This window comes from Tsuneonella sp. HG094 (genome assembly GCF_053819285.1).
The window spans coordinates 418,540-430,657 of the sequence record NZ_JBSORA010000001.1 but is presented as its reverse complement, the minus strand read 5'-3'; the positions used below and the strand labels follow the sequence as shown (position 1 = coordinate 430,657).

General features: G+C 67.9%; 12 protein-coding genes. 5 read left to right on the top strand and 7 right to left on the bottom strand.

Translation table 11 applies throughout. The features are described 5' to 3' along the window. Positions 1-21: 21 nt before the first annotated feature. The 5 genes from ACWPMX_RS02120 (at position 22) to ACWPMX_RS02100 (ending at position 4,831) form a co-directional block, all read left to right on the top strand. Entirely contained in the window at positions 22-1,155 is a 1,134-nt protein-coding gene (locus tag ACWPMX_RS02120) for a GNAT family N-acetyltransferase (protein WP_455698402.1), read from the top strand. Between the two features lie 3 nt (positions 1,156-1,158). Beyond that, complete coding sequence (locus tag ACWPMX_RS02115) at positions 1,159-2,031, top strand: transcriptional regulator (protein WP_455698401.1); 873 nt, start codon at positions 1,159-1,161, stop codon at positions 2,029-2,031. A gap of 33 nt (positions 2,032-2,064) precedes the next feature. Then, a complete protein-coding gene (locus ACWPMX_RS02110) occupies positions 2,065-2,970 on the top strand; it encodes an acyl-CoA thioesterase (RefSeq protein WP_455698400.1) in 906 nt (301 codons plus the stop codon). Between the two features lie 79 nt (positions 2,971-3,049). Next, entirely contained in the window at positions 3,050-3,694 is a 645-nt protein-coding gene (locus ACWPMX_RS02105) for a helix-turn-helix domain-containing protein (RefSeq protein ID WP_455698399.1), read from the top strand. Between the two features lie 240 nt (positions 3,695-3,934). Beyond that, a complete protein-coding gene (locus ACWPMX_RS02100) occupies positions 3,935-4,831 on the top strand; it encodes a diguanylate cyclase domain-containing protein (protein WP_455698398.1) in 897 nt (298 codons plus the stop codon). Position 4,832: 1 nt separating this feature from the next. On the opposite strand, the gene ACWPMX_RS02095 is transcribed toward ACWPMX_RS02100, so the two are convergent. The 7 genes from ACWPMX_RS02095 to gatC form a co-directional block, all read right to left on the bottom strand. Continuing rightward, positions 4,833-5,429 carry a hypothetical protein gene (locus ACWPMX_RS02095; RefSeq protein WP_455698397.1) on the bottom strand — a complete coding sequence of 199 codons (597 nt, stop codon included), beginning with the start codon at positions 5,427-5,429 and terminating at the stop codon, positions 4,833-4,835. Then, positions 5,426-6,616: a M48 family metalloprotease gene (locus ACWPMX_RS02090; RefSeq protein ID WP_455698396.1), complete on the bottom strand. Its 1,191-nt coding sequence runs from the start codon at positions 6,614-6,616 to the stop codon at positions 5,426-5,428. The genes ACWPMX_RS02095 and ACWPMX_RS02090 overlap by 4 nt, the downstream gene beginning before the upstream one ends. After that, entirely contained in the window at positions 6,613-7,482 is an 870-nt protein-coding gene (locus tag ACWPMX_RS02085) for a hypothetical protein (protein ID WP_455698395.1), read from the bottom strand. The genes ACWPMX_RS02090 and ACWPMX_RS02085 overlap by 4 nt, the downstream gene beginning before the upstream one ends. 98 nt (positions 7,483-7,580) lie before the next feature. Continuing rightward, a complete protein-coding gene (locus tag ACWPMX_RS02080; protein ID WP_455698394.1) occupies positions 7,581-8,750 on the bottom strand; it encodes an acyl-CoA dehydrogenase family protein in 1,170 nt (389 codons plus the stop codon). A gap of 80 nt (positions 8,751-8,830) precedes the next feature. Then, complete coding sequence (gene gatB, locus ACWPMX_RS02075) at positions 8,831-10,333, bottom strand: Asp-tRNA(Asn)/Glu-tRNA(Gln) amidotransferase subunit GatB (protein WP_455698393.1); 1,503 nt, start codon at positions 10,331-10,333, stop codon at positions 8,831-8,833. Next, complete coding sequence (gene gatA / locus ACWPMX_RS02070; protein ID WP_455698392.1) at positions 10,324-11,808, bottom strand: Asp-tRNA(Asn)/Glu-tRNA(Gln) amidotransferase subunit GatA; 1,485 nt, start codon at positions 11,806-11,808, stop codon at positions 10,324-10,326. The genes gatB and gatA overlap by 10 nt, the downstream gene beginning before the upstream one ends. After that, on the bottom strand, positions 11,809-12,111 hold the full coding sequence (gene gatC, locus ACWPMX_RS02065; RefSeq protein WP_455698391.1) for an Asp-tRNA(Asn)/Glu-tRNA(Gln) amidotransferase subunit GatC: 303 nt from the start codon (positions 12,109-12,111) through the stop codon (positions 11,809-11,811). Between the last annotated feature and the right edge of the window lie 7 nt (positions 12,112-12,118).

Genomic DNA, 12,118 nt, shown 5'->3' with positions numbered 1-12,118 from the left:
TGCGCGGTATCGCGGCATCAGATGGAGCAGCGTGCCGCCCTTGCCACTGACGCGCCAGCAGGAGTCCCCGCATTCGCGGTGGCGCCGTGGCGTGCGCTGCCCGGTGCGATGGAGTGGGATACCCTCGCCGCTAACGCCACCGAGCCAAACCCTTTCGCCGAGCGATGGTGCCTCCAGCCCGGCCTTGCCGCCTTCGACCCGCAAGAGCGCGTTAGCCTCGCCGTTCTCCGCGACGGCGATACGCTCGTGGGGGTCGTGCCGATCGCCCGCAGTGGACGGTACGAACGCTATCCGCTGCCCCATATCGGCAACTGGCGCCATGCGAACGCCTTCTGCGGCACCCCGCTGGTGGCGGCGAGGCACGAGCACACCTTCTGGCACGCCCTGCTCGGCTGGGCGGACGACCACGCGGGCGCCGCGCTGTTCCTGCATCTCGACGCCCTGCCCACAGACGGCCCGCTCTTCGCCGCTCTGCGCGACGTGTGCACGGTCGAGCGCCGCCCCGCCGCGGTCGTGCACCGGTACGACCGCGCGCTTCTAAAATCCGACCTTTCGCCCGAGGCGTATTTCGAATCCTCGATGACCGGCAAAAAGCGCAAGGAACTGCGCCGCCAGTTCACCCGGCTGTCGGAAGAAGGAGCCCTCTCCTTCGAGCGGTCGACCGATACCGTGGGCTTGGCGGAGTGGATCGCGGCCTTCCTCGCGCTCGAAGGCACGGGGTGGAAGGGCGCCGAAGGCTCGGCGATCGCCTGCGACCCGGCCAAGGCGCGTTTCTTCGCCGAAGCCCTCGACGGAGCGGCGTCCTCAGGTCGGCTCGAAAGGCTGTCGATCCTGCTCGACGGACGGCCGATCGCGATGCTCGCCAACTTCCTCGCCCCGCCCGGCGCGTTCAGCTTCAAGACCGCGTACGACGAGCGGCTGGCCCGCTTCTCGCCCGGTGTGCTGCTCCAGCGCGAGAACCTCGCCCTGCTCGCCCGGCCGGACATCGCGTGGACCGATAGCTGCGCCGCGCCCGACCACCCGATGATCGAGCGCATCTGGCGCGAGAAGCGCACCATTGCCCGCGTCAGCATCGCCATCGGCGGCCGCCTGCGCCGCGCGGCCGCCGCTGCAATCTTTCGCGCCGAGACACGCGCCCACTTGCAAGGACTTTGACCGATGGACGCCCGCACCGGTTTTACCACTCTCGACCGCCCCGTCTTCGGACCCGAGGCGCGCGCGCAGTTCGCCGCCGCCTATCCCGAGGTGCCGCGCACGCTGCGCCACGGCCTTGCCGACAACGCGCTGCTGTCGCTCGATGCGCTGGCGTCGCTTGCAGGGAGGCTCCCTGACCGGTCGATCGAGTACAATCGCGGCGACCTGCCGATCGGCGTCGACGGCAAGCCCGGCGGCACCGGCCTGTCGATCGAGGACACGATCCGCCAAATCGCGACCAGCAACAGCTGGGCCGTCCTCAAGAACATCGAGCAGGTGCCCGAATACGAAGCGTTGCTGCTGTCGCTGCTCGGCGAACTGCGTCCGGCGATCGAAGCCCGCACGGGCGCCATGCTGCGGCCACAGGGGTTCGTCTTCATCTCCAGCCCCGACGCGGTCACCCCGTACCACTTCGATCCCGAACATAACATTCTGCTCCAGCTGACCGGCATCAAGACGATGACCCAGTTTCCCGCGGGCGACAGCCGGTTCGCTCCCGATACGACCCACGAAAGCTACCACACCGGCGGCCCGCGCGAGCTCAAGTGGAGCGACGAGCTGGCGGCGGGCGGGTCCGAATTCGTCCTGCATCCGGGCGAGGCCGTGGTCGTCCCGGTGATGGCCCCGCATTTCGTCCGCAACGGGCCTGCCAGCTCGATCTCGCTGTCGATCACCTGGCGCAGCGACTGGTCGTTCGCGGAGGCCGATGCGCGCTGCTGGAACAGCCTGCTCCGCAAGGCCGGAATAACCCCCCGCGCCCCCGGACGCTGGCCGATGAGTAACCGGGGCAAGTCGTTCGCCTGGCGCGCATGGCGCAGGGTCGCCCGCGCCGGTTGACCAAAGCGTAAGGCAGGGCCAAAGCCGCCCTGCATGACCGACCGCCCCGACCCCGAAACGCTCGTCGCCGACCTGCTGGCGCTGCTCGATCCGCGCCCCATCGGCCTCGACAGGTTCGAGGGTCCGCGCAAGAAGGATGGCGTCGGCCGGGTATTCGGCGGGCAAGTGATCGCGCAGGCGCTGATCGCCGCCGAGCGCACGGTCGCCGACGACCGCGCGGCACACTCGCTCCATGCCTATTTCCTGCGCGGCGGCAGCGAGGATCACCCGATCGACCTTGCGGTCGACCGCCAGCTCGACGGCGGCAGCTTCTCCAATCGCCGCGTGGTCGCGAGCCAGCCCGGCCCGGACGGCACGCTGCAGCCGATCCTCAACTTGTCGGCGAGCTTCCAGAAGCACCAGCCGGGCCTCGAGCACGAGCGGGCGGAGATGCCCGACGTCCCCGGACCCGTCGACCTGCCGAGCGACCAGAACCTGCGCGAAGAGGTGGCCGAAAAGCTGCCGGAACGGGCGCGGCAGTTCTTCGCGGCACCGCGCCCGATCGAGATCCGCTCCGCCACCGGACGGCACTGGCTGTCGTCCGAGCGCCGAAAGCCCGTGCAGCACGCCTGGTTCCGTGCCTGCAGCGTCCTGCCCGACGATGCTCGCATTCACCGCGCGGTGCTGGCCTACCTTTCGGACATGCAGTTGCTGGGCACCAGCATCATGCCGCACGGCCTGTCGTGGCTGCGCGGCGAGGTGAAGAGCGCCAGTCTCGACCACGCGATCTGGTTCCATGCCCCGTTCCGCGCCGACGAGTGGCTGCTCTACACCTGCGACAGTCCGTGGTCGGGCGGCAGCCGCGGATTCAACCGCGGGCAGATCTTCCAGGACGGCCGACTCGTCGCCAGCGTGGCACAGGAGGGCATGATCCGACCGGTCGAGCCGCGCGCGCGATGAATTCAACGTCAAGCTAACCTCGTCTTAACCCCGATCGCCGAACCTCATCTCCGCCAATTGTTCAGCGGAGTGTCCAGACTTGTCCATCGAAGCCCGGTTCGAAACGACCGACCCCGCCGATCAGCGCGGTGCTCTCCGGCGCACCCTGCATCTGGGCGTCAGCGGCCGCTTCGCGGAGGCGAGCGTGGGCGCTGCGACGGTTCACAACATTTCCGCGACCGGCATGCTCGTCGAAACCGAAGTGCCGCTGGAAGAGGGCGACACGATTGCAGTCGAATTGCCGGAAACCGGCGAGACGAGCGCGACCGTCGTGTGGGTCGACGCGCCGATGCACGGGTGCCGCTTCAACACCACTATCTCCACAGCAGCGCTCAGCGCAGCCCAACTTCGCGGCGCGGTGCGTCCCGACGACGCAGGGTTGCCGCCACTTGCCGAAACCTTTGGTTCGCGCCTACACCGCCTGCGCTCGGAACGCGGCCTGTCGCTCGCCGACGTGGCCGATCGTCTCGGCGTCAGCAAGCCGACCGTCTGGGCGTGGGAACACGGCAAGGCCCGCCCAGTGGAACGCCGCCTTGCCGCGCTCGCCGAAGCGCTGGGCGTAACGCCCGGCGGGCTCGAACCCGCCACGTCGGGTCCGATCGAGGCCGTCGAAGCAGGACGTCGGCAGATCGCCGCAGCCTATGGCGTCGAACCGGCGCGCGTTCGGATCATGATCGAACTGTAAGTCAAGCCATTCACAAATCTGCTTGCAAGTTTTCCACAAATGGAAAAGAAGAACGTGGTTAATGAATTGCGTTTTTCGGTGAAACTTCAAGTCGTTAGTTCAAGCTAACAATTCACCTAACGCAATTCACTGACAAGACCGGAGTAGCAATACTCTTGTCGAGTGGCTGCGTTTGTTGGGATCATGCGCAGCCTGGGGCATCGTTAGTTTCTCGCTTCGGACGTTCTGCCGAATCGGGTGATGAAACAGGGGATTGCGACGAGTATGTGGGGCGAACTCTCGCCGGGCGAAGCCTCGGCGCTTTATCGGCTGGTCGCGGATAGTCCGACCGACCTCGTGCTCAAGACCGATCGCCATGGCCGGATCGTCCATGCGACCCCGGCGAGCGCGGGACTGGGCCTGGCATTCGCGGGCGATCCGGTCGGGCGGCATCTGCTCGAACTGCTGCACCCCTCGTATGCCGAGATAGTGCTTGCGGAGCACACTGCGGCGCTCGACGGGACCGATGGCCGGGGATGGCTGGAAGTGCTCGCGCTGGCGCAGGACGGTTCGCCGCGCTGGCTCGAGATGAAGCTCGGCACCCTGCCCGGCCAGCGCGGCGCGCTCGGCATCTTCCGCTCGATCGACGACCGCCGCGCCCTGGAAGATCGCCTGTTCGCCGCCGCGATGACCGATCCGCTCACCAACCTGACCAACCGCGAGGCCTTCGTGCGGATGCTCGGCCATCTCGTCGAGGCCGGCACGGCAGGCCACGTCGCGCTGTTCGACCTCGACCATTTCCGCACGATCAACCTGAAGCACGGACACAGCGGGGGCGACCGGGTGTTGGTTGCCTTTGCGCGCCTGCTCCAGAGCCTGCTGCGCGCAGACGACATCGTCAGTCGCGTAGCCGGTGGCACCTTCGGCGTGCTGCTACCCGATGCGAGCGAGGCTGCCGCCCACGCCGCCTGCGCGCGGGTGATCACCGCGATGGAAGAGCTGAACGCCGGGGCGGGCCGCGAGCGGCTCACCGCCAGCGCCGGGGTCGCGCGGTTCGCCCGCTCGGCCGACGCCACGCTGCGCGACGCGGAACTCGCGCTGCTGGCCGCCAAGTCCCGTGGGCGCAACCGCGTCGAGCGGAGCACCACGCGCCACTAACTCAACCGGCGCCGAGCTTCGCGCTGTCCATGATCTGCCGCACCTCCTCGAGGTGGTGCTCGTAGTAGTGCAGCTTCGGCGCGTCCCAGTTGATGAGGTAGAGCCGCCCGCCGATGATCGCCCCGCGCACGAGCCCGCGCCGCGCGACCTCGTCGCCCCCGGTATAGATGAACTCGAACTCCACCCCCGGATGCCCGGCGAGCGTCGCCGGCTTGACATAGGTCGTCTCGAACAGCGATCCGCCGAGCACGGTGCGCGCGGTATCCTCGAAGAACTCGACGAGGTCGGTCGGCAGCATGTTCGGATCGAACTTGGGCAGCGGGGCCTTCTTCTTGCTCTGCTCCTTGAACAGCGGCTCGCCCGGCTTGAGGCCGAGCCAGAAGTCGAGTTCGCCCAGTGTCGTGCCGTCCTTGGTCCAGATCTCGGTCCGCTTCGTGGGCCGGTCTGTCGACCGGTTCCACTCGGCTGGCGCGGTCACGACCATCGCCCCGCCGACCACCTCGCGCGGTTCGGCTGCCTTGACGAGGCGCCACTGCGCGGCGGCAGGGGCCGAAGCGAGGCCGAGCGCGAGCGCCAGCAGGAGGAACAGCCGCCTCATGCCCCGTCTCCCGCCATCGCGCGGAGCATCGCGTAGTCGTAGGCGTCCGGGTTGCGCGTCAGGTAATCACGCAGTGCCGCCTGACCGCCCGGCCGATCCCCGCCGCGCATGAGCGCGAGGCCGAGGCCGCGCCAGCTTTCGACCGGTGCATCGCCCTTCGCGATCGCCTGCCGGTAGAAGTCGGACGCCTGCGCGAAGTCCGTGCCCTTGCCGCGCGCGCGATAAAGCTCGCCCCGCGCGTAGAGCAGGTCCGCAGTCCATCGCGCCGGGTCGTTGCCGGCCAGTGTCGCCAGCATATACTCGGTCCCGCCAAAGTCATTCAGGCTGATCTGGTCGTCGACCAACCGGCCCCACCACGGCGCGATAGCGGCCTTGTATTCGGCCGCGCGAGTGACGCCGGGATCGGCAAGCTGCTTCGCCTCGGCAAGTTTCGCCAGCGTGGCCATGCGCTCGGTGGTTCGGGGATGGGTCGAGAACATCCCGCCGCGATCCTTCTGGCTCTTGTGCTTGCGTTCGGCGGCGGTCGCATCGAGCTCGGCGCCGAGCTGCGCCCAGATGCGCGACGCCTCGCGCGGGTCGTAGCCACCGCGCGCCATCTCCTCGATCGAACCCGCGTCCGCCTCGCGCTCCATGTCGCGGCTGAAGCCGTAGACGCTGCCGATCAGCGCAATCTGGCTCGCCATGCCGAGGTAGGGGATAGGGATGAAGCTCAGCCAGCTCAGCGCGTCGGTCTTGGCGCGGATGTCGCGGAAGAGGCGCACCGAATGCCGGTTCTCGAAGTGGGTGAACTCGTGCCCCAGCACCGCGGCAAGCTGCGCCTCGTCGCGCATCCGCAGCAGCAGCCCGGTGTTGACGATGGTGAGCCCGTTGGGCGCCATGCTCGCGTTGAATTGCGGCACGCGCACGATGTAGAGCCGAGTCTGCTGGCAGCGATCCTCGCCCACGGTGCGGCAAAGCACGCCCTTGACGTATTCGTTGAGCGCGGGATCGGTGACGAGGAACTTGCTCGTCTTCAGCTCGCGCTCGGCCTCGTCGACCTGGTACCACAGCCCGCGTTCGAGCTCGTCGGCGGGCTTGTAGCCGGCCGTGCTGGGAGCGGGTTCAACGGGCTTTGCGGTCTGCGCGGCGAGCGGCTGCGCGAGGACCGCGCACGAAAGCAGCGCGGCGGCGATGGTGCGGCGGATCACTTCGGGTCCTCCTTCACGGGCGGAGGAGGTGGAGGCGGCGCTTTCGGATCGTCGACTGTGCCGGTGCCGGGCAGTTCGATCGTCGCGGCTCCGTCCGGGTTCGGGCGCGGCGCCGGTTCGGGCGTGGCGAGCGCGGGGCCGCTTGCCTTGACCGGAAATTCCTCGAGCAACTGCGCCACGCGCTTCTCGGCCCCGTCTGCGGTCCGCACGTCGCCGCCCATCGCGAGGTCGGCGTTGAGCCAGACAAGGTCGCCGGTCTTGAGGTCGACCAACCCCGCATAGCCGACATGGACGCCCGAACTCATCAGCCCGAAGCCCATGACCGCGCCGAGGATCTGCGCGACCTTGCGGCCAGTCGAGCCGTACGAATCGAAGGTGAAGAAGAACAGGCCGTAGTCTCCGCCAAGGGCACGGAGCTGAGATGCTTCCTGCCCCAGCGTCCAGTCGAATTCCTTCTTCTTGGTCGGCAACCGGTTGCCGGGGAACATCTTGTGGTTGAACGCGGCCTCGGCGACCGTGCGGAACAGCGCGGTATAGTCGGCGACGAGCTGCTGCTGCTCACCCGCGAGGTCCGGCACCATCACGAGGCTGGTACCGCGCGCCCGCTGCTCATTCTCGAGCGCGGTGACGAGGTGGCCCTTCGCCGCCTCGGTCCACGCCACGCTCGGCTCGTTCATCCCGCCGGTCGTTTGCTCGCCGACCGCGACCTGCGGGCGGAAGACGAGGACGCGCACCTCGCCCGGCGGAAGGACGAAACCTTCCCGCACGGCGGTGGCCTCACCGCCGCCGAACTGGGCTTGTGCGGAAGCGAGCGGCAGGAATGCGATCGATGCGACGGCGGCAAGCGCCAGGACACGGCGAATCATAGGGTGCGACCCCCGGTGGAGTGGTGGTTGCGGTTTATGCATCGAGGTGGTGAACCGTGCATGAAAGGCGACAAACTCCTCGCCCATGCCAGCGTTCCCTAGCGGCGCTGATCGAATCGCCGGCCCACCAGCGCGGCGGCGATGTTGGTCTTCTGCACGTCGATGCTGCCCCCGGCGATGCCCCACGCGAACCCGTCGCGCAGACGCTGCTCCATGCCGTAGTCCTTGTGGTAGCCGTAGCCGCCCATGACCTGCATCCCCAGCGCGGCGACCGTGCGCACCATCTCGTTGGCAAAGCATTTGGCCATGCTGCTCTCAAGTGCGCTGGGCAGGCCGTTGTCGGCGTGGGCGGCATTGGCGGCGGCGCGCCAGATCAGCAGGCGCGCGGCCTCTACCTGCATCGCCATTTCCGCGAGCTTCAGCTGCACCGCCTGGAAATCGACGATCGGCTTGCCGAACGCTTCGCGTTCCTGGGTATAGGCAAGCGCCTGTTCGAGCGCAGCCGCCGCCGTGCCAAGCGCCTGGGTCGCGTTGCCGCAGCGTTCCAGCCCAAAGGCGGACATCAGCTTGCCGAACCCGCCGGCGGCGATCACCTCGTTGTCTCGCGGCACGCGCACGCCGTCGAGGATGATGTCTGCCGTCTCGATACCGCGAAATCCCATCAGGTGCTCGCGCTTGCCGAAGCCGACGCCGGGCAGGTCCTTTTCGACCATGACCGCGCCGATGCCCTTGGCGCCCGGCGCGTCCGACATGCGCGCATAGACGATGTAGTAGCGGGCGTGGCCCGCGCCCGAGGTCCAGCGCTTCGCCCCATCGACCACGTATTCGTCCCCGTCGAGCACGGCCCGCGTGGTCAGATCGGTCAGTGCCGTCCCGGCATCGGGTTCCGACATGGCGACCGCGACCGTTGCAGCGCCGGACGTGACCTGGGGGATAATCCTGCCCTTCAGGCTATCCGAGCCATAGCGTTCGATCGTGTGGACCGGCCCGACGAGCGCCTCGAACACCGGAAATGCGACCGCGCTCGAAATCATGGCGAACTGTTCGAGAACCAGCAGCGCCTCGAGGTGCCCGAGGCCGAGCCCGCCGTATTCCTGCGGCAAGTTGACGCCCAGGAAGCCTTGTTCCCCGTACCGGCGCATCATCTCGGCGGGGACCGGATAGTCGTTTTCCTCCATGTCGCGCGCAAGGTCGGGCAATTCGCGGCGGGCAAATGTGCGCGCCGCGTCCTGCAGATCGCGTTGCGTTTCGGTCAGTCGGAAATCCACTCAGTCCCCCACACGCCATTGGCCGGCGAACGGATCGACGGCCGGGCAATCGTAGGCGCAGTTCGCGGCGGCGCGCAACTCTACCCGAGCTTCGCCTTCAAGAGCTGGTTGACGACGCCCGGATTGCCCTTGCCCTGCATGGCCTTCATCGTCTGGCCGACGAAGAAGCCGAACAGCTTGTCCTTGCCGCTCCGATACTCGGCGACCTTGTCGGCGTTGGCGGCGAGGACCTCGTCGATGACGGCCTCGATCGCCCCGGTGTCCGACTGCTGCTTGAGGCCTTCGGTCTCGGCGATCTCGGCCGGATCGCGGCCGGTCTTGAGGACGATCTCGAAGATCTCCTTGGCCTGCCCGCCGCTGATCTCGCCCGCGGCCTGCATGCCGAGAATCGCCGCCTGCGCCGCTGCGGTGGCGTGCGCGGGGTTGGCCTCGGGCCCAAGCGCGTTAATCACGCCGGGAGCGACCGAAAGAGACCAGTTGGCGACCTGGGTGGCGACATCCTTTTCTTGCCTGCCCAGCTTGGTCGCGGTCTCGCCCAGCAGCTGCTCGAACCTGGCGAACGTCTCGACCTCGGCGGTCAGTTCGCGCGCGTTGTAGTCCGACAGGCCGAGCGTCTCGACATAGCGGGTACGCTTGGCATCGGGCAGCTCGGGCAGGCTCGCGCGGCATTCGGCGAGGAAGGCTTCGTCGAGTTCGAGCGGCAGCAGGTCGGGGTCGGGGAAGTAGCGATAGTCGTGCGCGTCTTCCTTCGATCGCATCGAGCGGGTCGTGCCGGTGCCCGGATCGAACAGCCGGGTTTCCTGGACCACCTTGCCGCCGTCCTCGATCAGGTCGACCTGGCGGCGCGCCTCGTGCTCGATCGTCTGCATGACGAAACGCACCGAATTGACGTTCTTGGTCTCGGTCCGGGTGCCGAATTCCTCGCCCGGCTTGCGCACGCTGACGTTCACGTCGGCGCGCATCGAGCCTTCCTCCATGTTGCCGTCGCACGAACCGACATAGCGCAGGATCGCGCGCAGCTTGCGCACATAGGCGCCCGCTTCGGCGGGCGAGCGCATGTCGGGGCGGCTGACGATCTCCATCAGCGCGACGCCGCTGCGGTTGAGATCGACGTACGACATCGACGGGTGCTGGTCGTGCATCAGCTTGCCCGCGTCCTGCTCGACGTGGATGCGCTCGATGCCGATCACCTTGTCCGCGGCGATGCCCACCTTCTCGTCCGCCTCGATCGTCAGCGATCCCTCGCCCACGATCGGGTGGTAGAGCTGGCTGATCTGGTAGCCCTGCGGCAGGTCGGCGTAGAAGTAGTTCTTGCGGTCGAACCGGCTCCACGCGTTGATCTGCGCGTCGATCGCCATGCCCGTGCGCACGGCCTGCCGGATGCACTCGCGGTTGGGCACCGGCAGCATCCCCGGCATCGCCGCATCGACGAGGCTGACCTGACTGTTCGGCTCGGCCCCGAACGCCGTCGCCGCCCCGCTGAACAGCTTGGCGTTCGAAGTGACCTGCGCGTGGACCTCGAGGCCGATCACGACCTCCCACTCGCCCGTCGCGCCCTGGATGCGGTAGGTGCTCACCACCATTTCTCCGGCTTGGCGTTGAACATTGCCCGCTGCTCGATCGCGAGGCCCGCGTTGAGCACGCCCTGCTCGTCGAACGCTCGTCCGATGATCTGGAGGCCCAGCGGCAACCCGTCGGAATTGAGCCCGGCGGGCACACTCATCGCGGGGAGGCCGGCGAGGCTGGCGGGGACGGCGAACACGTCGTTGAGATACATCGCCAGCGGATCGTCGACCTTGTCGCCGAGCGGGAAGCTGGCGGTGGGCGTCGTGGGCGCGAGGATGACGTCGCATTGCTCGAACGCGGCCGCGAAGTCGTTCGCGATCAGCGTGCGGACGCGCTGGGCCTGGTTGTAGTAGGCGTCGTAGAACCCCGCGGAGAGCACGTAGGTGCCGATCATGATGCGGCGCTTCACCTCGTCGCCGAAGCCGGCGGCGCGGGTGGCGGCATACATCTCCTGCAGGTTCGCGCCCGTCGGCAGGTCGCGCAGGCCGTAGCGCACGCCGTCGTAGCGGGCGAGGTTGCTCGACGCTTCGGCCGGAGCGACGATGTAGTATGCGGGCAGCGCGTACTTGGTGTGCGGCAGGCTCACCTCGACAATCTCGGCGCCCGCGTCGCGCAGCCACTCGATCCCGCGATCCCAGCTCGCGAGAATTTCCGGATCGGTGCCGTCCATACGGTATTCGCGCGGGATGCCGACCTTCTTACCGCGCAGGTCGGCGTTCAGTGCCGCTTCCCAGCCCGGCACCGGCATGTCGAGGCTGGTCGAATCCTTCGGATCGAAACCGGCCATCGCCTCCAGCATGATCGCGCAGTCGGTCACGTCGCGCGCCATCGGCCCGGCCTGGTCGAGGCTGCTGGCGAAGGCGACCACGCCCCACCGGCTGCATCGGCCATAGGTTGGCTTGATACCACTGATGCCGACGAACGCGGCGGGCTGGCGGATCGAGCCGCCGGTGTCGGTGCCGGTCGCCGCCGGGCACAGCCGCGCAGCGATCGCTGCCGAACTGCCGCCCGAGGAACCGCCCGGCGCCAGCGCGGCATTGCTGCCCTGCTTGCGCCACGGGGAAATCACGTTGCCGAAATAGCTCGTCTCGTTCGACGAGCCCATGGCGAACTGGTCGAGGTTGAGCTTGCCCAGCATTCCCGCGCCTGCGTCCCACAGCTTCTGCGAAACAGTGCTTTCGTATTCGGGCACGAATCCTTCGAGGATGTGGCTCGCCGCGGTGGTCTGCACGCCGCGCGTGGCGAACAGGTCCTTCATGCCGATCGGTACGCCGGCCATCTTGCCCAGCGTATCGCCTTTCGCGCGCGCCGCATCGACCGCATCGGCCGCCTCGAGCGCCTTTTCGGGCGTGGCGACGATGAAGGCGTTGAGCGCTTGCTGCGCCGCGGCGACGTTGGCGTTGAACGCTTTCGCCACCTCGCGCGCGGAGAACTGCCCGGAGGCGACCCCGTCGCGGATCGCCTTGACGCCGAGTTCGGTGAGGTCGCTCATCTACTCGATCACCTTCGGCACGCCGAAAAAGCCGTGCTCGGCCGCGGGCGCGTTCGCCAGCACCTTGTCGCGCACCCCGCCGCCGGTCAGCGGATCGGCGTCGATCACGTCGTCGCGCAGGCGCAGGTGGTTCGGGATCACCGCGGTCATCGGCTCGACGCCGCTGGTGTCGACCTCACCCAGTTGGTCGACCCAGGCGAGGATGTTGTTGAATTCGGGCACCAAGCGATCGAGGGCCGCGTCATCCATGCGGATGCGCGCGAGGCTCGCGATCTTGGCCACTGTTGCTCGGTCTACGGACATGCGCGCG

Bases quoted from the DNA above. Each gene is read 5' to 3' on its own strand.
- ACWPMX_RS02120 (WP_455698402.1), top strand. From the start codon at position 22: ATGGAGCAGCGTGCCGCCCTTGCCACTGACGCGCCAGCAGGAGTCCCC.
- ACWPMX_RS02115 (WP_455698401.1), top strand. From the start codon at position 1,159: ATGGACGCCCGCACCGGTTTTACCACTCTCGACCGCCCCGTCTTCGGA.
- ACWPMX_RS02110 (WP_455698400.1), top strand. From the start codon at position 2,065: ATGACCGACCGCCCCGACCCCGAAACGCTCGTCGCCGACCTGCTGGCG.
- ACWPMX_RS02100 (WP_455698398.1), top strand. From the start codon at position 3,935: ATGAAACAGGGGATTGCGACGAGTATGTGGGGCGAACTCTCGCCGGGC.
- ACWPMX_RS02095 (WP_455698397.1), bottom strand. From the start codon at position 5,429: ATGAGGCGGCTGTTCCTCCTGCTGGCGCTCGCGCTCGGCCTCGCTTCG.
- ACWPMX_RS02085 (WP_455698395.1), bottom strand. From the start codon at position 7,482: ATGATTCGCCGTGTCCTGGCGCTTGCCGCCGTCGCATCGATCGCATTC.
- gatB (WP_455698393.1), bottom strand. From the start codon at position 10,333: ATGGTGGTGAGCACCTACCGCATCCAGGGCGCGACGGGCGAGTGGGAG.
- gatA (WP_455698392.1), bottom strand. From the start codon at position 11,808: ATGAGCGACCTCACCGAACTCGGCGTCAAGGCGATCCGCGACGGGGTC.
- gatC (WP_455698391.1), bottom strand. From the start codon at position 12,111: ATGTCCGTAGACCGAGCAACAGTGGCCAAGATCGCGAGCCTCGCGCGC.